General features: G+C 58.8%; 18 protein-coding genes, 1 tRNA gene and 3 pseudogenes. 8 read left to right on the forward strand and 14 right to left on the reverse strand.

Going from position 1 to position 20,513, the window contains the following annotated elements; all coding sequences use genetic code 11:
• Positions 1-31 precede the first annotated feature (31 nt).
• From XM38_RS08115 to XM38_RS08130, 5 genes are all read right to left on the reverse strand, one after another.
• A complete protein-coding gene (locus tag XM38_RS08115; protein WP_080814254.1) occupies positions 32-319 on the reverse strand; it encodes an RNA recognition motif domain-containing protein in 288 nt (95 codons plus the stop codon).
• A gap of 144 nt (positions 320-463) precedes the next feature.
• Positions 464-2,431, reverse strand: a complete 1,968-nt coding sequence (locus XM38_RS08120) for a CHASE2 domain-containing protein (RefSeq protein WP_225889451.1) — start codon at positions 2,429-2,431, stop codon at positions 464-466.
• Between the two features lie 33 nt (positions 2,432-2,464).
• Entirely contained in the window at positions 2,465-2,773 is a 309-nt protein-coding gene (locus XM38_RS26865) for a universal stress protein (RefSeq protein WP_225889230.1), read from the reverse strand.
• 157 nt (positions 2,774-2,930) lie between these two features.
• A complete protein-coding gene (locus XM38_RS08125; RefSeq protein WP_225889232.1) occupies positions 2,931-5,063 on the reverse strand; it encodes a chloride channel protein in 2,133 nt (710 codons plus the stop codon).
• Positions 5,064-5,120: 57 nt separating this feature from the next.
• Entirely contained in the window at positions 5,121-6,440 is a 1,320-nt protein-coding gene (locus XM38_RS08130) for a TldD/PmbA family protein (RefSeq protein ID WP_080814101.1), read from the reverse strand.
• Positions 6,441-7,192: 752 nt separating this feature from the next.
• Here XM38_RS08130 and XM38_RS08135 point away from each other — a divergent pair.
• The 4 genes from XM38_RS08135 (at position 7,193) to XM38_RS27505 (ending at position 9,768) form a co-directional block, all read left to right on the forward strand.
• Entirely contained in the window at positions 7,193-8,290 is a 1,098-nt protein-coding gene (locus tag XM38_RS08135) for a glycosyltransferase (RefSeq protein WP_088429482.1), read from the forward strand.
• Positions 8,291-8,478: 188 nt separating this feature from the next.
• Positions 8,479-8,910 carry a DUF2267 domain-containing protein gene (locus XM38_RS08140; RefSeq protein ID WP_080814105.1) on the forward strand — a complete coding sequence of 144 codons (432 nt, stop codon included), beginning with the start codon at positions 8,479-8,481 and terminating at the stop codon, positions 8,908-8,910.
• A gap of 109 nt (positions 8,911-9,019) precedes the next feature.
• Complete coding sequence (locus tag XM38_RS08145) at positions 9,020-9,619, forward strand: hypothetical protein (protein ID WP_088429484.1); 600 nt, start codon at positions 9,020-9,022, stop codon at positions 9,617-9,619.
• Between the two features lie 23 nt (positions 9,620-9,642).
• Complete coding sequence (locus XM38_RS27505) at positions 9,643-9,768, forward strand: hypothetical protein (RefSeq protein WP_256995552.1); 126 nt, start codon at positions 9,643-9,645, stop codon at positions 9,766-9,768.
• On the opposite strand, the gene XM38_RS08150 is transcribed toward XM38_RS27505, so the two are convergent.
• From XM38_RS08150 to XM38_RS08175, 6 genes are all read right to left on the reverse strand, one after another.
• A complete protein-coding gene (locus XM38_RS08150; protein WP_080814109.1) occupies positions 9,765-9,956 on the reverse strand; it encodes a hypothetical protein in 192 nt (63 codons plus the stop codon). The genes XM38_RS27505 and XM38_RS08150 overlap by 4 nt on opposite strands.
• 8 nt (positions 9,957-9,964) lie before the next feature.
• A complete protein-coding gene (locus XM38_RS08155; protein WP_202978854.1) occupies positions 9,965-10,453 on the reverse strand; it encodes a DUF2752 domain-containing protein in 489 nt (162 codons plus the stop codon).
• Between the two features lie 15 nt (positions 10,454-10,468).
• Positions 10,469-10,762: a TM2 domain-containing protein gene (locus XM38_RS08160; RefSeq protein WP_088429488.1), complete on the reverse strand. Its 294-nt coding sequence runs from the start codon at positions 10,760-10,762 to the stop codon at positions 10,469-10,471.
• A 92-nt stretch (positions 10,763-10,854) separates the two neighbouring features.
• Complete coding sequence (locus XM38_RS08165; protein WP_080814114.1) at positions 10,855-11,118, reverse strand: TM2 domain-containing protein; 264 nt, start codon at positions 11,116-11,118, stop codon at positions 10,855-10,857.
• Between the two features lie 214 nt (positions 11,119-11,332).
• Complete coding sequence (locus tag XM38_RS08170; protein WP_080814117.1) at positions 11,333-11,644, reverse strand: hypothetical protein; 312 nt, start codon at positions 11,642-11,644, stop codon at positions 11,333-11,335.
• Positions 11,645-11,734: 90 nt separating this feature from the next.
• Positions 11,735-13,288 (reverse strand): CPBP family intramembrane glutamic endopeptidase, encoded by a 1,554-nt coding sequence (locus XM38_RS08175; protein ID WP_080814119.1) that lies wholly within the window; start codon positions 13,286-13,288, stop codon positions 11,735-11,737.
• 251 nt (positions 13,289-13,539) lie between these two features.
• Between XM38_RS08175 and XM38_RS08180 the strand changes: the two genes are divergently transcribed.
• From XM38_RS08180 to XM38_RS08190, 3 genes and pseudogenes are all read left to right on the forward strand, one after another.
• Positions 13,540-14,901, forward strand: coding sequence for a histidine phosphatase family protein (locus XM38_RS08180; protein ID WP_202979004.1), 1,362 nt, complete (start codon positions 13,540-13,542; stop codon positions 14,899-14,901).
• Positions 14,898-16,215: pseudogene (locus XM38_RS28765) on the forward strand (dihydroorotase). Before XM38_RS08180 ends, XM38_RS28765 begins: the two are co-directional and overlap by 4 nt.
• Positions 16,216-16,323: 108 nt before the next feature.
• Positions 16,324-16,395: transfer RNA gene (locus XM38_RS08190), tRNA-Gly, on the forward strand.
• On the opposite strand, the pseudogene XM38_RS28770 reads toward XM38_RS08190, so the two are convergent.
• Positions 16,395-18,913 (reverse strand): annotated as a pseudogene (locus XM38_RS28770) (GH116 family glycosyl hydrolase). The gene XM38_RS08190 and the pseudogene XM38_RS28770 sit on opposite strands and share 1 nt — an antisense overlap.
• A 130-nt stretch (positions 18,914-19,043) precedes the next feature.
• Here XM38_RS28770 and XM38_RS26870 point away from each other — a divergent pair.
• Positions 19,044-19,211: a hypothetical protein gene (locus tag XM38_RS26870; protein ID WP_225889507.1), complete on the forward strand. Its 168-nt coding sequence runs from the start codon at positions 19,044-19,046 to the stop codon at positions 19,209-19,211.
• Here XM38_RS26870 and XM38_RS28775 read toward each other — a convergent pair.
• Positions 19,211-19,336: pseudogene (locus tag XM38_RS28775) on the reverse strand (glutathione S-transferase family protein); the annotation flags it as partial. The gene XM38_RS26870 and the pseudogene XM38_RS28775 overlap by 1 nt on opposite strands.
• 132 nt (positions 19,337-19,468) lie before the next feature.
• Positions 19,469-20,341 carry a class I SAM-dependent methyltransferase gene (locus XM38_RS08205; protein WP_088429492.1) on the reverse strand — a complete coding sequence of 291 codons (873 nt, stop codon included), beginning with the start codon at positions 20,339-20,341 and terminating at the stop codon, positions 19,469-19,471.
• Positions 20,342-20,513 lie beyond the last annotated feature (172 nt).

The raw sequence follows: 20,513 nt of genomic DNA on the forward strand, positions 1-20,513 counted from the left end.
ACAAGACTCGGTAATACGATGACTGTGACGCCTAGAGAGGATTGCGGGAAAAACTCGTATTGCGGCGGTTGTTGTTTTCCCGAGGTCGGGCCTTATTGACTCGCAGCTCACGGCCTAGCCATTCAGCCCCATCTAACTCAGAAATGGCTAACTCCTCATTGGCCTCATTGGCCATTTCAACGAAGGCGAAGCCACGCTTTCTACCTGTTTCCCGATCGATGGGAAGACTGACGCGAACGACGTCACCATACTCAGTGAATACATCTTTCAAGTCGTCCTCGCTGGCTTGAAATGATAAATTCCCGACGTAAATAGTCACAATGATCTCCGAACCGAAACGCTGACATTAACTGCTCGGAGAAGCCAGAGCCATGCATAGCACTCACCTCAGCATCTAAACCCGAACAATTGTGCGCTATGATAGCTCATTCAGGGGGCAATGGCAGTAGCCCATCACACATCCTCATCCTTCCACCACCCGGAAGACTCTAACGGTTTGCTGGCGGCCCTTCAGGGGAAATGCTCCCCAGTGCTCTAGCGGCACACCACTGTTGAGATATTGTTGAGTCGCCTCACCAATGAGGATCCGGCAACTCGATGACTGCCGCGTCTTATCGAGGCTCTCCAGGCGAGCGGCGATATTCACACTATCGCCGATAATTCCATATTCTAGGCGAGTCGAGCCGCCCAAGCTACCCACTACCACCGGCCCTGTGAAAATACCCACCCGCATTTCCAGGGGCGCTAGCCCTTGACCTTGCCAGTGCTGATTCAGTTGCTCCAAGCGCCGGGCCATTTGCAGGGCACAGTCGACGGCAGACTGGGCATCATGGGCGATGTCGTCAACCTGGGTGTGGGCAATGGGGACGCCAAACACCGCCAGGAGACCGTCGCCGGTAAATTTATTGACGATGCCCCCATGCCGCTGCACCTCGTCGGTCATGGCACTGAGATAGTCGTTCAGTCTCTCCAGCAGGGCTTCGGGAGCGGTCACTTCTGCCAGGCTGCTGAAGTTACGAATATCGGTGAACATCAGGGTGGCGGTCAGGCGCTGACCGGGTAATTTCCCAGAGCGCAACAGCCGATCACGGTTCTCCCAGAGCGCCTGGGCAATGGCAGGGGAGGTGTTTTGCCCCAGCAGGCTTTGCATCATCTGTCGCTGCCGATAGGAGCGCTGGGCTTGGTAGGCCAATACGGTGCCGCTACTGCTGACGGTGGCCAAGGCGGGGGCCACCACTGGAATCCAGCCCTGGTTGATGACGGCGCCTAGGGCGATTAGGCTCAAGCCGAGTAACCAGAACAGTTGCACTAAGGCCAACACCAGGGGGCGATGTAAGGGCCAAACGGCAGCCCCGCCAGCGATGGCCCACACTAAATACCACAGATGCTCGCCCCAGAGGGGCCAGGTCCAGATCAGAGCGCCGTCGCCTTGGGCGGCATCTAGGATCTGGCTGACCATTTGGGCATGGAGGACCACGCCGGCCATCTGGTGCTGGCTGGTTTGACTGGCCGAGTAGGGGGTATAGAACAGGTCTCGCAGGCTGGGGGCGACGGAGCCAATCAGCACGATGCGATCGCGAATCCGCTCAGCCCCTACCTCATCCGCCAGCACCTCTTGCAGAGACACGATCTGGGCTGGGGTCCTAGGGGAGTGGTAGTCCAGCAGGACCTGATAGCCACGGTCGTCGATGGTTTGGTAGCCGCCGCTGTAGTAATGCAATGGCCTGAAGGTGGCGGCTGCCAAGACCATGGCCTCTGGGTGGCTGGGGCTGGCCTGGGGAGTCTGCCCCAGATACAGGATGGCCAACCGCAGGGCTAGGGAGTAGTACACGGCGACGTCTGGGTCGGTGGGTGAGTTGGGGGCAACGCCGATGTAGAGGTTGCGTCGTACCACGCCGTCGGGGTCGACCACCACATCGTTGAAGCCGATGCGGTCCTCGGGCACCCCCGCCGGTGGCAGCACCCCCGGGGTCAGGTCATCGCCCAGCTTGGTGATGGCCACCAGGTTGGGGGTGTTTAATTGGCGTTGCAGGGCAGCATGGCCCTCTCCCTGGGGCGTGGGCCGGTAGAGATCTAGGCCGATGGCGCGGGGGCGATGCCGTTGCAGCTTGGCTAGGGCCTGGGCCAGCACCCGATCGGAGATGGGAAATTCCCCCAGATTCGTGATGTCGGCTTCGTCGATGCCGACAATCAGCAGCCGCTCGTCGTGGAAGACCCGCCCCTGCGGCCCCACTCGCAGGCGCCACTCTAGGCGTAGCAGTTGATCGTAGGCTTGCATCTCTAAGAACTGCAGCCAGCCCCAGTGATTCAGGCCTGCCACCGCAGCGGTAATGGCCAGACTTGCGATCGCAACCACCATCACCCCGTCTCCGCCCGGCGGAGTCAGCACCGGGCGACGGAGGCATCGGGACCAAGACAACAGTGAGCGCATCAAAACGGCACCTGTGATACAGAATTATCCCCGCTAGGCGTCAGCGACTTCACCGAAGTCAGCATGGCGCACCAGGATTACCGTACAGTCAGTAGTTTGGGCAATTTCTAAGGGAATATTACCGTGCAGCACCTGACTCAATAGGTTCTCGCGGCTCGCCCCCAGCAGGATGACCTGGGTCTCGTGTGTCTCAGCAAGCTGCACGATGGAGTCTGCCACCGTCGACCGCATCAAGCTCATCGGCGTCACCGGCACCTGCAGTCGCTCCTGCAATTGCTCCGCCAGCGGCATGAGCCGGTCTCGATAGGCCTTTGATCGGCGTCGGTAGTAGCAATGTGACACAGCTGCACCCGCGGTGACTGCCCCAGCCGCAATAGCCCCGGTAGCAACTGCAGGGCTTGCTGGGAATTTGGGCCCCCGGCCGTGGGCACCAACCAGCGGTTAAACCCCAGAGAATTCCCGGGTCGCACCACCACGACGGGGCAGGGAACCTGGCGAATCACCGTATCCACAACCGCCCCCAACACCCGCCCTGGCGTCTTGGTCTGCCGTTGCAGCCCATCAAGATCAAATCGATGTGGCGCTCTTTAATCACCTCCAACAGGGTGCGGGCCACCTCATGGGCTACCCGGATCTGACCATGGACCGAGACCCCCTGCTGCCGCCCCAGACGCTCGGCCCGCCAGAGCAAGCGCCGGGCCGAGCGCAGATCGACGGTGGCCTCCGGTGGCGGCACGGAGCGCGGCACCTTGATCACATGTAGGCATTCCACCTCATACTGCTGGGCCTTGGCCATGGCTAGAGCCATCTGTAACAGCAACGGGGCGCTGTTGGGATCACTGAGGGGCAGCAGCAGTCGCCCCTGACCTGTGGCTGGTCCGCGGATCTGGTAGACCGGATAGGACGGCGATGCTTGGGGCCCAGGGGGATTGGCCTGACCACTCACCTGGTCCGATTCGGCCCGGATGATATCTCCCCGGGTGATGATGCCCACCAATTTTCCCTCCTGGGTCACCGGCAGGCGGCTGATCTTGAGTTGATTGAGCAGATGCAGCACCTGGGTCAGAGAGGCCGTCGGGTTCACGGTGACGGGATGGGGAGTCATGATTTGAGTCAGCGGTAGTGCCGCTTCTCGAGCTTGCACCTTGGCCGCCCCCAGGTCGCTCTGGGTGACAATGCCCACCAGCCGCCTGCCATCGACCACGGGAAAGCCGCGATGATGCGATCGCGAAAAGGCTTCCATGGCCTCTTGCAAGGTCATCTGGCTGGAGAGGGTTTCCACCCGCCGTTGCATCAGATCGGCAGCGGTCAGATTCATCCAGGGGTTGGTAGCGGTGGGGGTGGCCTCGAGTTCAATCCCCTGCCAGCGCAGTAGACCACTGTAGACGGAGCCACTGGCCACCCGCTCAGAAATCAGGTAGGCAATCCCAGCACCAATCATCAGGGGCAGCACCAAGTTAAAGTTGGCCGTCATCTCAAACACGATCACGATGGCCGTGATCGGCACTCGCGTCACCGCACTGAAAAAGGCCCCCATCCCGGTCAGGGCATAGGTGGTGGTGCTAGCCGCCACCAGCGGTAATCCCAGGCCGCCGTAGATCCCCTGGGCCAGAAAACTGACCAGGCATCCCAGGGCCGAGCCTAGAACCAAGGTCGGGGCAAAGATTCCCCCCGGTGCCCCCGAGCCATAGGCGATCAGGGTAAGACCAAATTTGGCCAGAAAAGCCACCGCAATCAACTGCCAGCCCGCTTCCCCGGTGACTAAAAATTCCCGCAACCCCGTGTTGTCCTGGGCGGCGATCGGCAGCCAGATACCCACTAGCCCAGTCAAGAGCCCGGCCAAGCCCACCCGACCCGGTAAGCTGATGCCCTTCATGCGGCGAAAGAAACTGAGGCTGGCAAAGATCCCCCGGTTAAACAGGGTGCCTAGTACCCCAGCCATCAGGCCCAAGAGGACTAGAAAGGGCAGATCGGCCAGCCCTAGGCCCACGGGTAGGGTGCCCATGGTCAGATTCAGGCCCTGGCCCCCCAATAGGCGAGAGACCACCGCGCCGACGAAGGAGGCCAGAATAGCGCTGCCTAAGGTCAGGCCGGAAAAATCCTGCAGCAGTTCCTCCACCACGAACAGGATGCCGGAAATGGGAGCATTGAATCCGGCGGCCAGGCCAGCAGCAGCGCCGGCCGAGATCAACTGGCGCCGATACTCTGGTGAGGTCGGGACCCAATGGCTCAGTTGGGCGGCCAAGGCGGCGCCGATTTGGACCGTGGGGCCCTGTCGCCCCAGGGAGAGGCCAGATCCCAGGGCCAGTAGGGTACTGACCAGCTTCACGAGGGCGACCCGCAGATTCAGGGCCATGGGCACGTAGCCCAGCACCGCTTTGATGTGGGGAATGCCGCTGCCGGATGTCTCGGGGGCGAATTGCTGGATGGCCCAACCGGATAACCAGCCGCCGATCAAACCGATGGTTGGGAACAGTAACCAGGTAGAGACTATGGGCTCTGAGCGCCACTGAATTAACCCCTCTACCCCTTGTTTCAGGGCCACGGCCGCTAGCCCCGACACGAGTCCGATGATACAGGCTTCCAGGATGGCTACCCGTCTGCGGCTGAGGAAGGGATAGAGACGCTTCATGAGCTGGCTCTGACGCTTGAATCGGGCATGGTGAGATAGACCGTAGGGTTGATTCCCCTAGGCAGCCGCTAGCCCACCGCCTGTGGTCGAGAGCCCGGCAACCACCACCGAGGGGGTATAACAGGCTCCGTTCCAGGCGGCATCGGCCCCCAGGGCTTGAATGTGTTTCAGGGCGGTGTAGATGTTCCCAGCCACCATCGTGTCTTTGACTCGCCCTAGAATTTCGCCCTGATGCACCCGATAGCCTAAATCTACATTGATGGATATCTCCCCAGAAATGCCACCGCCGCTGCCCAGGATCTGATCGATGACCAGGCCGTGGTCCAGGCTGGCCATTAAGTCGGGCAGCGATCGCATCCCGGGACGGATCAGCGTATTGAATAAGCCTGGGGTGGGATAACTGCCCAAGCTCGGGCGAAAGCCGTTGCCGGTGGAGCCACCGCCTAGTTCTCGCCCGACGGTGCGATCGGTATAAAACAGGCGCAGTACCCCCTGGTCTAGAAATATCAAGGGCTGGGTAGGGGTGCCTTCATCGTCGAAGGGACAGCTAAAGGGACCGGCCTCGGGGTCTTGGCTCAGGGTGAGCAGGGGCGAGGTCACCTGTTCACCGATGCGATCGCACCAGGGAGACGATTGCTCAATCACCCGCTTACCGCTCAGGGCTGCCTGCATCGTGCCCCAGAGCACATCAGCCGCCTTGGCCGTAAACAAAATCGGCACTCGTCCTAGGGGAGGCGCCACATTGCGCTGGGCCCAGTGCAGTCGCTGTAAAATTTGCTGGGCTAGGTGAACCGGATCTAAGCTATTGCGCCGGATTTGGCCATCCCCCACCGAGAGGAAGTCCTCGCCCCGCACCCATTCCGCCGAGAGCGAGCCGCTCAGGGTGGTATCGCTGTAGCTGCAATCTAAGCCGAGGGAATTGACTAGGCGAGTCGTTTCAACCTCGCAATCCAACTCCGCCTCACACAGCACCTCCGGATACTCCTGCCGCACCAGAGCAATGGCCTGCTGGCCCCAGCCGATCAACTGCTCCACCGAGACTGGCTGCCCCATATCGGCATAGCGGGTATGCTTACCTGGTGTCAGTTCGAGGGTCTCAGGGGGATTCAACCGACTTAAGCCCAGGGCCTTATCCACCAGGACTTGGGGCTCAATCTCCCCATAGGCCACCACCAACCCCGGTCGTCCCTGCCGCCATACCCGTAGGGCCGTGCCCTCACTCTGAGAACTTTCCAGTTGCTTCAACCGGTTGGCCTCGAAAAACACTGGCCGTGACAGAGAGCGAGACTGAAACACCTCAGCCGCTTCTGCCCCTGATCGCTTCGCTAGCAGCAGCAAGGCCTCTGCTAACGTGTCCCATGACTCACCAGACTTCATGCACCACGGGCAACTGCCCCACTTACAATACTTTCCTATCTTTTCACAGGCTGGGATCACTCGGCACCCTCGCAGCCAGGCACCGGGCTCAGAGGATATTGGGAAAGTACCTGCAACCTTACTCCAGACTGGATTCTGGCCAACAGAGCCATACGCTCTAAAACGCTTACCCGGCAGGGCTTTCAGCCGAGTTTTCAAATGTCCTCTCAGAGGGGGCTGTCAGTGACTTTACCGGCAAGACCTGATCTGAGCGTCATGCCTTGGCATGAATTTGATACAGATCTGCCAAACTTTATCGAGATTAAATAGTATGCCCTTGGATTACGCCTAGGCGTCTACTATCCTGCAATAAGGTATCCGTTGAATACTTCATCTATTTAGAGAGAGTGCATTAGAGAGAGTGCATCCCACTTTCGCGACCTTCACGCAAGAAGGTGACCTGGAAAGCCTTTTATGGCCTCCCCCTCGCCCATTTTCGGGAGAGGGGACTGAGGGGGTGAGGGCAAACTTGCAAAACTGGGATGCTCCCATTTAGAGATCAATATTAAACATCGATATTAACCCTTTTCTTAGCAGCTTCTTGGGAACTAACTATAGTATTTCCGGCTGCTGCTTCCTATCGCTAAAGGGGTTGTCTACAGAGCCGATTATTCCTACAGAGAGTTCTCCCAGAGCGGCCCAGAGATAGGCTAGGGGACTCGAGAGAAACCGGTCAGAATTTGTTTATTCAAGATTCGAGGTTGACAGAGCCTATGAACTCGAAGAGAGTCGCCCTATTTCTCAGCTATCTCGGCGGGGGCGGGGCTGAGCGGGTGATGCTGAACTTGGCTAAGGGGTTCTTAGACAGTGGCCTACAGGTTGACCTGATATTAGCCAAGGCTTGGGGCCCCCATTTGTGGAAGGTTCCCTCTGGGGTGACCCTCGTCGATTTAGGGGCCTCTCGACCTCTCCTGAGTTTGCCGAATTTGGTCCGGTATTTAGGCCGCGAACAGCCAGCGGCCTTGATTGCCGCCATGCACTACGCCAATGAATTGGCCATTGTGGCCAAGCGACTGGCCCGAGTTGACACCCCCATCATCGTCACTGAGCACAATACCCTGTCCCGCTCTCTGACCCGCACCAAAGGCATGAAGCAGCGACTCATTCCCTTGGCGGTCCGACATTTATATCCCCTGGCCGATAAGGTGGTGGCTGTCTCCCAGGGGGCCCGCCACGATTTAGAGCAGCTGGGCCGTCTGTCGCCAGATCAGCTGCATGCTATTTATAATCCCGTGATTACTCCGGATCTAGAGGGGAAGGCTACCGAAGCGGTAGAGCATCCCTGGTTGCAGCCAGGGCAGTGGCCAGTGATCCTCGGGGTGGGGAAGCTGGAGCCCCAGAAAGATTTTCCCACCCTGATTCGCGCCTTTGCTCAGGTGCGATCGCATCGTCCCTGCCGCTTAGCCATCTTGGGCTGGGGACCAGGACAAGAGGCCCTACAAGCCTTGATCGATGACTTGGGCATCGCAGCCGACGCCGCCCTACTGGGCTACGTAGAAAATCCCTATGCCTACATGGCCCGGGCCCAGGCCTTCGTGCTGTCCTCCGCCTGGGAAGGACTGCCCACCGTCTTAATCGAAGCCATGGCCCTAGGGCTGCCGGTCATTTCCACCGACTGCAAGAGCGGCCCCGACGAAATTCTCAAGGGGGGACAGTACGGTCCCCTAGTTCCGGTGGGGGATAGCGATGCCATTGCCGAAGCCATTGACGCCGTTCTAGATGGCAACCATCCCACCGTCGATCAGAGCTGGCTAGAGCAGTTTAAATTACAGGGCGCCACCCAAAACTATTTGAAGCTATTTGCTCACTGAGCGCTAGATTGGCGTCGATAAAGGTCTACCTGCTGGTGTAGCCAACCGTTACAACCGCCGCCAGCTAGGTTTGCCCGGCTGCCTCACACGATGCGTGATAGCATCGACCTGCCAGGTTTGGGGTGGCGCCTGTCTACCCCACACAACCTCATCGAGATACGGCACTCTAGCGTAATTAGGAGACTATCATGACCTCCGCCAACATTAGCGATACCGAAAGAACCTTTCTGGAAAAGGTGATGCAGCGGGCTAACTTACCCGATATTTATGACGCTCGAGATCTCACCTTCGTCGTCTTTCGAACCATGCGGGACATGATGACCACAGAGGCCTCGGAGCGCATCCAAGCATCCTTCGATAATCAAGAAATTGCCAATCTCTGGAAGGATGACAACCCCATCGTGTCCTTTCTCAGTAAGCTGCGACCTCCCCTAGAGATCGACGCAGATACCTTCCTGCGCCGGGTACAGCAAGAAGGCAGTGTACCGCAAGGGGCCAATACAGAGTCGGTGATCATCGCGGTGTTTTCTGCCGCCAGAGAAGAGCTGCCAGCCGAGAGAAGTCAAGAAATTGCTGGCATTTTACCCGAGGGATTGCGGGTCCTGTGGGAGCAGGTCTAGCCTTCTAGGCTGAGGCGGGGGGCGTGTACACAATAAGTCCACTGCATAGGTATGGGGGCTTCAGAGGTAAGTGCCAGTAACCTTGAGCCCCCTACCGGAGAGGACAACGATGGCTTATCTGCGTACCTTGCCCCCCACAGTCCCCAATCATCCTCGCCAGACCCTAGCGAAGCTCGCCGCAATTTTGGGCCTCTGCGGCATAGGCGCCGCCTTACCCCTACTCACCTCAGAGGGCCAAGTCTCATCTATGAGGCCGGTGGCTCCCAGCCTGGCCCAGTTAGCAACGCCGCCAGAGCTACGATTGCCGGTGTCGCTGGCCAATGGCACTGACATTGAGCCTCCCCGGGGCCAATCTGGCTACAGTCAGCTAACCATTGCCAACGGCAATGATGTGGACGCCGTGGCCAAGCTAGTCGATGCCGCCTCTGGTCAGACCCTGCGCGTTGTCTATGTGCAGGCCCATAAAACCGTGGTCTTAGAGAACTTAGGCGCCGGCACCCGCCTCCTCAAGTTTGCCCTCGGCACCGACTGGGACGCCCAACAGCAACAATTTCGCCGCCTGCGCACGGTACTGGCTTTCAGTGAGCCCCTGGAGTTTGTGGTGCAACGAGACGATACCAGTGAGTATTGGAAAACCTACGAGGTCACGTTACACCCGGTGCTCCACGGCCAAGCCCAAACGGAGCCGATTCCAGAGGATGAGTTTTAAGGCGCGACCTGGAATGACAACTCATGACTCTGTACAGGCTGTTCTCCCCTAGGGAAGAGCAACGGCTCCACATCTCCCATCCCCTGCGGCGCACCTCCTGCGGCCCGCTATCGGTGACTGAATCGAGACTCGCCTTAATGGCGGGCTAACCCGGCGGCAAGGTCTCCCGACGAGACCAATTCCAGTGGGCCACATACATCAGCGCCAATAGCTGCAGGGGGGCAATCAACACATACCCCTTCAGGATCAGCGGCAGGTCTAGATTGCCGAGCCATGAATAGCTGAGGCAACTCAGCAGCAGCAGCAGTAACAGTAAGCCTTTGCGTTGAATTTTCATGGGCTGCTTCAGAGTACAGGGACCGCTGATGTTAAAAATTGCCAGATAGGATTCTCTGTGAGCCCCTGGGGTAGCCAGTCAGCATCCAGGCGACTATACAGCCGCATGGCATAGTACCCAATAAAACTAGCGCCTAAGCCCACCAGCAGATAGCGATTATTCAGTGGAGCAATCGATAGGAGGGTTGAGGCTGGCTTACAGAGCAGTTCTGTCAGCGCTCGTCCCCAGAGATACAGACAGATGATGAATAAAATCGGCCCGAATAGGTGGTAGCTGCAGGCCGTTGCCAAGTCTCCGCGGGCAATGGCCTGAAAGGAGCGCGTCAAGCCGCAGGAGGGGCTGATGGTGCCAAACACCTGCTGGAAGAGGCAATTGTCCCAGGGATAGGCAAGGATATTGTGGTTAAATAACCACGCCCCCACTAGGGGTATCGATGCTCCCCCCAGCAGGGCGAGTCGTTGCCAGTGGGGAGAGTGACTCAGAGACCGTAGGGTCATAACGCGCATACCCAACTAAAACCAGGCTTTTTTCCCTGCCATATAGGTGGCATAGAACTCTTCGTCGGTCTTGGTGAGGTAGAGAATTCCCTCCACCAAACCAATGACCCCCATCGCCACTGGGGCAACTGCTGGGACAACTAAGCAGGATAACGCCATCCCCACCAGGGAAACCACTAGCATAATAATCCCTTCGGTGGTGTAGCCGAGAATAAACTTGTGAATACCGAGAGACCCCAGCAGAATTCCACAAACACCGACCAAGATCTTCTTGTTAGAGACCTCCGAATTCGGATTTTGATTAGTCATAATCTGGATCTAAATTGCAATAGCTATAGCGAAAGTCAGCCAGAACCGCTGTATGCAGATAAGGCCATGGGACTGGTCGCATCAATCAGGGATTAGAACCACCCTTTCTTATTGACAATGTAGGTTGCGACAAATTCGTCGTCGGTTTTAGTGAGGTAGATAACACCTTCTACAATGCCAATCACCCACATGACGGTGCCGCCAACACCACAGGTGAGTAATGACACCAATAGCATGATAATGCCTTCGGTGGTATAGCCCAGGATGAACTTGTGAATACCTAGGGAGCCCAACAGAATCGCAATGATTCCTGCCGCAATTTTGCGGTCAGCGCTACCAGAACCGGAACTTGTCATGGATATCTTCCTAATATCAGTATTAAGAATTGCACTCGGTTAGATGCCCTAATCCTAAATGCCCAGCTTTTATAAACAAACCAAATTGTGGGATTTTAGCGATTTCTTAATCTACGGATAACCACAATTTTCTAATAGAGTCTGAGTTGGACATAGATCGAACTTGGATCTTTATGCAATCTGTAAACAATGCTTGGCTTAGGCAAACTCTGCATTAAAGTTGTCCCTCATCATACTTGAATTCCAGCTGGATACCGCCGACGGAGTTGGCTGCCAAGTTATAGACCAGAGCACCAATGACACCAGATACAAAGCCAAAAAAGGCATAGACCAGGGGCAACAGAATAACTGCACCGAGAAAGCCAATAATGGCCATGCCGGGTCTTTCGTTAGCGAATCCAGTGATGAGAACAGTGATCCCCAGGATAACTCCGATGATCAGAGCAAAGGCGCCTAGGATAGCCGCTTGAATCTTCCCGGCGCTAACGATATCAACTTGGCGTATCGTAACCTTGCGAAGAGCCATTAGGGTAAAAAAGGAAGTTTTATCGACTCGATAATATCGGAATTGCTTTTCTGGCTTGGATGAACTTAATTTTTCTTACGAAATCGCCTCTTATCCTGCGCCTAAAAGCAATAATCCCGCCATGGTGATACTATTCCAGGCGCTGTGCAGCAGGATCGGGGCCAGCAGGTTGCGGCAGCGGGTGTAGATCGTCCCCAAAACGATGCCCAACACCGTTAGAGGCAACACCTCTGAGAGGCTGAGGTGGGCCGTGGCGAAGAGTAAACTACTGGCCCCAATGGCCGCCGATACCGGCAGGTATCGGGTCAGCGACGGCAGCAGGAACCCCCGAAATAGGATCTCTTCAAAGACAGGGGCGGCGATGGCAGCGGTGAAGAAAAACAGGGCCAATGCGATCGCATCATTCTCTTCCAAGACCGTTTGCAACAGGGGATTACTCCCCCCCTGGCCCTGCCAGAGCTGTTGATTGACGAGCGAGATGCCAAACATCAAGGGCAAGGCCGCCAAGTAGCCACCCAGGCCCCAACGCCACCCCCCCTTCCAGTCGATGCGAAACCAGTCGGGGGGCAAGGGGCGATACGCCCGGATGGAGAAAAACAGCACCGCCAACCCGCCTGCAGCCATCAAGAGATAGTAGAGGGTGGCATAGAGAGCTCGTCCCCGGCTGCCCAAACTAGCCAACCCTAAGCCCAGACTACCTAGTATCAGCGGCAAGAAGATCTGGCCCAGGAAGAAAAAGCCGACGATCAACACCTGCCAGATGATCTCCCATGACCACGGGGTGTCCCATGTCACCCCGGCATTAGTCATCAGCCACGATTGCTCTCGCTGCAGCCAACGCTGCAAGACCACAAACAGCAGCAAGGCCGTTCCAGCCAGCCCCCCTAGGAACGGCAAAATCCCAATGACCGCCAGGCGCAGTAGGGTCTGCTCGGCGGCGTCCCGTTCCTGGGCCAGTAGAGCCTCGCGGGCGGCATCATCCCCTGCCACCTGGTAGAGGCGCTCTAGGGCCCGATAGCGAAACCAGCCATCTAGATAGGTCTGCACTTGGGTCTCCGCCTCAGGCATCACCTGGGCTGGCTCTTGCCAGAGTCGACTCAGCACCTGAGCAGTCTGCTGGATGCCAGGCTGGACATCCGCCGCCTGGCTCAATTGTGACCAGGCCGCCTGGGCTTGCTTGAGATTCCCCCGTTCTGCCTGCAGCAGGCCGATACGCATATCCAGCTGCTGCACTAACTGCTGCTGCTGTTGCCAGGCATTCCGCAGTCGTTTGGGCACCTGGGGGGCCTCGTCGGTGGGGAGCCCTGGCATGGCCCCATCACCTGAATTCTGAGATGCCTCTAGATTGGCCTCGGCCGTCGCCTTTACCTCTTGATACTGCTGCAGGCTAGTCTGGATCGGATCGTTCCCTAACAGCCCTTGGCGAATCGTGGTGACAGACTGCTCCGGCAAGGTCGAACTGTCCCACTCACTGGCTTCCAGGAGTAGATCGGTTTGATAGAGCTGCAGGCGACTGGCAATCTGGGGTTCTTGCCAGCTATTGACTAACGCCTGGCCAATGACCAGGGCCACCAGCAGGGTCAATACCCCCAAGATGATTCGTCGCAAGGAGAAGGGGGAAGACGTCTCTGGCTCGACACTCATAGACACAAAAAATGGGGTGGGCAATTCTTCTAGCGTTGTCAGTCCGGGGAGGCCAGGGTTACCCCTCTCCCTGCCGAGTCTAGGCAGGCCGACTGACCCACAACCGCACCAAATGGTATGGCGGCTGCGCCACCAAGTCCAGACCTGGCCTTGGCCAAGGTTTATTATCGCACTGTGTCGTGGCTGATTTCATGCATTGCCGCAACGGGGTAGAATCATCTCGGCTGAGTGGCAAGCATAAGGAGAGACCCCTGAAAACCCGTGTTATTCTGGTCCGCCATGGTCAGAGCAGTTACAATCAGCGGCGGCTAATCCAAGGTCACTGCGATGAGTCGACCTTGACCCCTGAGGGCGTTGCCCAGGCCGATGTAGTCGGGCAAGCCCTGGCTGGCATTCCCTTTGACGCCATCTGGTCGAGTCCGCTGCAGCGGGCCAAGATGACCACCGAGCGCGTGCTGGCTCAGCTGCGGCAGACCGTCCCAGCCCTACCTGAGCCTCACTACACCGATGACTTAAAGGAGATCAGCCTGCCCCTGTGGGAAGGCATTCCCTTCACCGAGGCAGAAGCCAATCATCCTGAGGAATATCGAGCCTGGCGGCAGGATCCGGCCAATCTGGTCATGACCATGCCTACCCCCGAGGGAGGCCGCCGCGACTTCTATCCAGTGCGGGCCCTCTATGAGCAAGCGGCCGCTGGCTGGCAACGCCTATTGGCAGCCCACCCTGGCCAGACCATCTTGGTGGTGGCCCATAGTGCCATCAATCGGGCTCTGATTAGCACCGCCTTGGGTCTAGGCCCCGAGCGGATGAATAATCTCTATCAGGCCAACTGTGCCATCAATGTGCTCAATGTCCCGGCGGGTGTGGAGCAGCCGGCCCAGCTGGAGTCGATGAACCTGACTGGGCATCTGGAGCAGCCGCTGCCGCCACTACGCACTAGTCACCGCGGCCCTCGTCTACTGCTAGTGCGCCACGGTGAAACGGAATGGAATCGGCAGCAACGGTTTCAGGGGCAGATCGATGTGCCCTTGAATGAGACTGGACGGCGCCAGGGCCAACAGGTGGCCCAATTCTTGCGGGCCCTGACGCTAGATGCGGCCTACAGTAGCCCCATGGCCCGTCCGCAGGAAACGGCCGAATTGATTCTGGCCCACCATCCCCAGTTGTCTCTGCAGTTAGTCGAGGATCTCAAGGAGATCAGCCACGGCGAGTGGGAAGGCAAATACGAAGCCGAGATCGAGGCAGGCTATCCCGGCATGTTGCAACAGTGGCAGCAAGCCCCAGACACGGTGCAGATGCCAGCCGGCGAAAACCTACAGCAGGTATGGCAGCGGGCCATCTCGGCCTGGAAGCAGATTGTGGCCGCCCACAGTGGGGGAGACCGGGTGCAGACGGTGATGGTGGTGGCCCATGATGCCATCAACAAGGCCATTCTCTGCCATGTGGTGGGCTGGGGACCAGAGGCCTTTTGGCGCTTTAAGCAGGGCAATGGCGCCGTGAGTGTGATTGACTACCCCAACGGGGTTGATAGCTCCCCGGTGCTCAGCGCCGTTAACATCACCCGCCATCTCTCGGGCAGCGTCTTGGATAAAACGGCGGCGGGGGCGCTGTGAGCGGAATCCAATGGATTCAGCAGGCTCGCCTGATCGATCCCCATTACAGCAACAGATCAGGTGGCCGATGTGTTGGTGGTCGACGGCTATATCCGGGCGATCGCATCGACCCTGGCAGGTAGCGATATTCCGGCGGCGGCGGCGGTCATCCGAGCTCAGGGCCAGATCTTAGGCTCCAGGGCTAGTCGATCTCTACAGCCATAGCGGTGACCCCGGCCATGGAGGCCCGCGAGAGCTTCGACTCCCTGATGGCGGCGGCCATTGCCGGGGGTGTCACCCGCCTAGGCCTGCTGCCGACCACCGAGCCACCGGTGGATGATGCGGCCATGGTGCAGCAACTGCTGCACCGTCGCCAGCAGCGCAGTCCAGTACCATCCGACGCCCCCACCTCTATCTCTGGGGCGCCTCACCCGTCAGGCTCAGGGCCAGCAGCTGGGCGATCTTGGCGGAACTGGCGGCGGCGGGGGTGGTGGGCTTTAGTGATGGGCACCCCTGCCCCAGGCTTTACTGTTGCGGCGTCTGCTGGAGTATGGTCAATTTCTGGGGAAGCCGCTGGCTCTGTGGCCATGCGATCGCACCCTCAGGGCCGACGGGGTGGTGCGCGACGGCACCGCTGCCCGCAGCTATGGCCTGGTGGGTCAGCCCGCCTGTGTGGAGACCTCGGCCTTAGCGGCCCTGCTAGAGTGTGTCGCCGACCTGGAGCTGCCCCTGCACCTCATGCGAGTCTCCACTGGCCGCAGTGTGGCCTTAATTCGCCAGGCGAAAGCCGAGGGGGTTCCCATCACCGCCAGTACCACCTGGCACCATCTGGTCTGCAATAGCGACGCCCTGGGCAGCTACGATCCTTCCCTGCGGCTAGAGCCTCCCCTTGGCACCCCGGCCGACCAAGCCGCCTTGATAGCCGGGGTGCAGCAGGGCACCATCGATGCCGTCGCCATCGACCACACTCCCTACACCTACGAAGAAAAGACCGTTGCCTTCAGTGCCGCCCCGGCCGGTGCCATCGGCCTAGAGCTGGCCTTACCGCTGCTGTGGCACTCCCTAGTGGAGACGGGCCACTGGTCTGCCCTCACCCTCTGGCGCTGCCTCAGCACTGCCCCGGCCCAGTGCTGGGGCCAACCCCCTGCTACCCTGCAGCGCGACCATGCCGCTGAAATGGTCTTGTTCGATCCCCAGGCGAGCTGGACCGTAACCGCCCATACCCTCAAGTCTGCCGCCACCAACACTGTCTGGTTGGGGCAAACCATTCGCGGCCAAGTGCAGCGGCTGTGGGTGCCAGAGGCCCTGATCTCGACAACATACGCGGAGATTTGATGGCTGGCTGGTCAGCCATCCCCCGTCATCCTGGCATGGGCAGTTTTGCGGCTCGCAGCATCAGTAAGAGTTGACACGGGTCCCCGAATTTGTAATCGTAAAGAACGTGCGGGTATAGCTCAGCGGTAGAGCGTCACCTTGCCAAGGTGAATGTCGCGCGTTCGAATCGCGTTACCCGCTTATTGATTGCAGGCCTGATCCTCGGTTGCGGTTTGCCAGTGGCAGAGCACGCCGTAGAGACCCCAGATGGCCAGGGGGCGCAAATAGTGGCAGGCACGAAAGGTGCCGAGGGCGGTGATGGCTTCCGGGGTGCGAAATTGCAGGCCGTAGGCATAGATCTGCCGCACCACGGCGGCGGTAAGGTCTAGGGCTTGATCCACTCGCCCCATCAGGGCAAAGCCAGTGGCTAAGCCGAAGTTGATGCCGGTCCACACTTCCAGCTGGTGGGTGCTGTCGGGATCTTCGGGGGAGCCGTCGGGCAAGACGCCGTTGGCAGCGCCGATAACGGTGCCGGGTTGGCCGGAGCGGAAGTTGCCGATTTGGGCCCCAGCAAATTTCTGGGTTTGGGGTTGGGCCTGGTGAGCGGCGTAGTGGTTGAATTTGAGGAAGCAGGCGTCGTAGATGGCATCTAGGGCCGATTGCAGCTGGGCCTCGGGGACCAGGTCGGGCAGCCCCAATAGCCGCGCCCACACCTGGCCGCAGAGCTGATCGGCCATGACCACTTGGGAGCCACTGCCGCTGTCGAGGCGGTAGTAGCGGCCATTCCAGAGCTGTTGCTGGTAGACTTGGCGACTCTGGGCCAACCAGCACTGGTAGTGCTGTACTTGCTCGGGGGTAGCCGCCGGTGCCCGACCGGCGGCCATGAGCACCTCGGCCATTGCGATCGCAGATTCCAGGGCGGCCATCCAGAGGCCACCACAGTAGGCACTGACCCCCTTGAGCTGCCAATCATCGAAGGTTTGGTCGGGGGCGCCACCATTTTCTGGCAGGCCATCGCCGTCCTGGTCGAAGCCCTGTAGATAGGCCAGGGTCGCCGTCACCGCCGGCCAGCACTCCAGCAAAAAGTCCACATCGGTCTGGCCCGTGAGGCGATAGGCCCGATAGACCTGAATCACAAAATCACTGGGCAGGTCTTTCCACTGGTTACAGTCCTGGTAGCTGGTGTAGTTGGTCTGCACCCAGGGGTGTTCATTGGGGGCACCCAGATCGTGGGGGGTGGCCCCCCGGGCCTTGCGCATGGCCTGGGGACCCTCGACCCCGATGGTGGTGTAGTAGCCGATCACCCGCTGGCGGCTGTCTGCCTCGGGGATGGCCCGGGCAAAGGCCCGCAGCACCGCCTTCTCCAGTTCCGGCCATAGCAGCAGGGTGGCAAAGCCGCCGTAGAGGCGCACATCCAGGCTCTCGTACCAGCAGTAGTCAAAGCACTCCAGCACGGCAAACTGACCCACCGGATCCGCCGGGCTGGCGGCGGACCAGAGGCTGCCGCCGCTGGTGAGGTCATAGAGTTCATTGAACAGGGCCATCTTCAGCCAGTCCGGTAGCCGGGGCTGGGCCAGGATGGGCTGCTGCCAGGCGATGATCTGCTCCTGCCAGCGGGGATACTGGGCCAGGGCGGTCGCGGCCAGGGACCAGGCCTGCTGGCCGTCACGGCCGAAAAAGTCAGTGTAGCGGCGATGGGCCGTGACGCCAGTGGCAAACTCCGTCACTGGCAGGTCCCAGCTGAGGACGAAGGGAATCTGGCGGGTTTCCCCCGGGGCCAGGGTAAAATCGCGATGCGATCGCCCCCCCCAGCTGTTCCCCCGCCGCTGCCGGGGTAGGGTCATCGACATTGGCCAAGGCACCATCCCGGCTAAAGGATTGCCACAGATCGGCCCCATTCCCTTGGGGATGCCAGCGGCTGTGGTAGAACATCTCGGTCCCGGCAGCTGCCGTTGTCGCTAAGGCCCACTGGCCATCGCCTTCCGCCGGACGCGGGGATGGCGAGTTCTGGGCCCAGCCCCCTTGCAGCAGACAGCCCCCGCCACTCTCCCTGCTGCACCCAGCGATTATAGTTGCCCTCACTCTGGCCCAGACGGGGCACATAGTCATAAAAGGGACTGCCATCATCCCGCAACTGCACCTGAGGCGCCTTGCTGGCATTGGTAAACCAGCCCACCATGTTCTGCCAGCTCAACATCACACTCAGGGTCAGGGGTCGGTCGGTGGCATTGTGAGCGGTCCAGCAAAACACCGCCACCGGGTAACTGCTTTCTCGATAGTTATGGGCCCAGATGGGGCTAAACTGCTCGCACCTGAGGGCCGCCTGGAAGACGCCGTCGTAGACATACCAACTGCGGGGGTAGAGGGCGTGGTAGGTGCCGCCCCCGGGATACCACTGCCACTGGCTGAGGGTGCCATCCGTCGGCCCGACGGTACTCAGAGCATAGGCCTGGGTCTGCCCTCCCCCTTGTTCAAAGACACTGAATTGACAGCCTGGAAAGGCCGCAAACACATGTTCGCCGCCGTCTAGGTGCCAGAGATTGAAGTCCCCCCGGGGAGAGCGACCGATGCAGCCAGCTCCAAATCCCCTAGGGGTGCCCCATGCCAGGGACCGTCATCTAAGTTGCTGGCATAGCGAACCACATAGTATATGGTCCCACCCCTGGCCGATGGGCCACTGCCAGGTATAGGGAGGAATCGATGGGATAGATGCTGCCATGGGCCTCTCAACATTCGCCGGATAGACCCCTCAATAGTAGGGCTATCCGGTGTACACAGGTTGCGCCAATCCAGGCACCATGACCTATCTGAGCAATGGCTGTTCGCCATTCTGATGGAATCCTCTAAGCTTGCCGCCAGCGGCAGCCGAACAGATTTTCTCGGGCCTCCTGATCCAGTGGTTTATCCTGGCGCACCCCTTTGAGCAATGCCAAGCCGCGCTGCAGCGCTGGCCGCGTCTGCAGGGCTTCAAACCAGCGCTGCCGGTGGGGGAAGTCGTCGAGATCCTGGCCTTGTGAAACTGGTCTCCAGCCATGGTGTTAATCGGATGGACGGTGTAGGGGAGGCCAGTTTCTTCCAGGAAGATGCTGATCTTCCAGCCGTTGGGGGTAGGCCAGTAGTAAAGCTCGATCGGATCCGCCATGGCTTGTCGCTCCGGGTGATGCTGCAGGACGCTGCCCTTCAGTGTAAAAGGTTCACCCGTGGCCATGAACCCGTTATCGTTCCCTGGGTGGAGTCGCAGGCAACGGTGATCTCAGCCTTGACTGGGAGTTAATTACTTGATTCCTACCAGGGTGATATTTCTGAACAAGAGGGGATTGTTGGCGATTTTGTGGCGCCGCTGCCGGGGTTGCCGCTCGACGATGGCTTCGACGAGTCTGAAGCCCTGGACAATCACGGGATTTAGGGTGAGCGTAAAGACGCGGGATCGGCCAGATATCTTGCAGAGTAAGACCTTGGCAAAGTTGGCCTGCTTGAAAATGGAGTACAGCTCTGAGACGGTATATTCTTTGAGATGAAATCCGGTGGCGGCGGCGTCAAAGTGTTTGGAAATATCGTGGGGGCCGCAGAGGCGATTGGGCGTGATGCAGATGTAGCATCCCCCTGGTTTGAGAGAATTAAATATGGCCTGGAGTTGTTCTACCGCATCATCGGGATGCAAATGCTCCATGAGCTGATGGCTAAAGGCCGTGTCCACAGAGGCTGCGGGGACGGGAATGTCGACACCATTCGATAAGACTAATGTGGCGTTGTCAGGCAATTGAGTCTGTTTAACGATTTCTGCGGATACATCTAGGGCATACACCGTCTGAAAGTGAGGCGATGCTGCTTTGACCAGGTGGCCATCGCCGCAGCCGATGTCTAGCAGGGTGCTTTTGCCCTGGGAACTGGGGTTGAAATGGGTGATTAGATCCACTCGCTGGTTGATCAGATATCGCGTGAAATCGGTCGCTTTTCTAGACCGTTGAGAATGATGGGGAACCCGACGAAAGAGTTCATCATAGAGGGTGGTATAGAGATGATGCTCGATCCGCTCTGTACGGGTGGAGTGTCGTAGTCGGTTGGCCAGCTCTTTTTCGATCAGATAATGGTGCCTTAAGTCATCCCAACTTCTAGTATCTGCCGGGGCCTGGCTGCTCTCGACCATGACTAACTCTACTTTTTTCCAAATATAATGATTGCAAGAATGCTCGGTCGGATAGTGAATTTGATTGCCTGGGCTGTTCCAACCAGCCAGCCAGATTCGATTGACTTCCCAATTTACGATGGCTGTGGCTTGCTTGAGCCCAATAGAGTCGCAGCTTCACGGTAACTTATTG

The sequence above is a fragment of the Halomicronema hongdechloris C2206 genome (assembly GCF_002075285.3).
GTDB classification, from domain to species: Bacteria; Cyanobacteriota; Cyanobacteriia; order Phormidesmidales; family Phormidesmidaceae; genus Halomicronema_B; species Halomicronema_B hongdechloris.

Excerpts from the sequence above, each read along its gene's own strand:
- XM38_RS08155 (WP_202978854.1), bottom strand. The coding sequence starts at position 10,453 with ATGACCCTACGGTCTCTGAGTCACTCTCCCCACTGGCAACGACTCGCC.
- XM38_RS08120 (WP_225889451.1), bottom strand. The coding sequence starts at position 2,431 with ATGCGCTCACTGTTGTCTTGGTCCCGATGCCTCCGTCGCCCGGTGCTG.
- XM38_RS08135 (WP_088429482.1), top strand. The coding sequence starts at position 7,193 with ATGAACTCGAAGAGAGTCGCCCTATTTCTCAGCTATCTCGGCGGGGGC.
- XM38_RS08170 (WP_080814117.1), bottom strand. The coding sequence starts at position 11,644 with ATGGCTCTTCGCAAGGTTACGATACGCCAAGTTGATATCGTTAGCGCC.
- XM38_RS08125 (WP_225889232.1), bottom strand. The coding sequence starts at position 5,063 with ATGAAGCGTCTCTATCCCTTCCTCAGCCGCAGACGGGTAGCCATCCTG.
- XM38_RS08130 (WP_080814101.1), bottom strand. The coding sequence starts at position 6,440 with ATGAAGTCTGGTGAGTCATGGGACACGTTAGCAGAGGCCTTGCTGCTG.
- XM38_RS08205 (WP_088429492.1), bottom strand. The coding sequence starts at position 20,341 with ATGGTCGAGAGCAGCCAGGCCCCGGCAGATACTAGAAGTTGGGATGAC.
- XM38_RS08145 (WP_088429484.1), top strand. The coding sequence starts at position 9,020 with ATGGCTTATCTGCGTACCTTGCCCCCCACAGTCCCCAATCATCCTCGC.
- XM38_RS08140 (WP_080814105.1), top strand. The coding sequence starts at position 8,479 with ATGACCTCCGCCAACATTAGCGATACCGAAAGAACCTTTCTGGAAAAG.
- XM38_RS08165 (WP_080814114.1), bottom strand. The coding sequence starts at position 11,118 with ATGACAAGTTCCGGTTCTGGTAGCGCTGACCGCAAAATTGCGGCAGGA.
- XM38_RS08175 (WP_080814119.1), bottom strand. The coding sequence starts at position 13,288 with ATGAGTGTCGAGCCAGAGACGTCTTCCCCCTTCTCCTTGCGACGAATC.
- XM38_RS27505 (WP_256995552.1), top strand. The coding sequence starts at position 9,643 with ATGACTCTGTACAGGCTGTTCTCCCCTAGGGAAGAGCAACGGCTCCAC.
- XM38_RS08150 (WP_080814109.1), bottom strand. The coding sequence starts at position 9,956 with ATGAAAATTCAACGCAAAGGCTTACTGTTACTGCTGCTGCTGCTGAGT.
- XM38_RS08160 (WP_088429488.1), bottom strand. The coding sequence starts at position 10,762 with ATGACTAATCAAAATCCGAATTCGGAGGTCTCTAACAAGAAGATCTTG.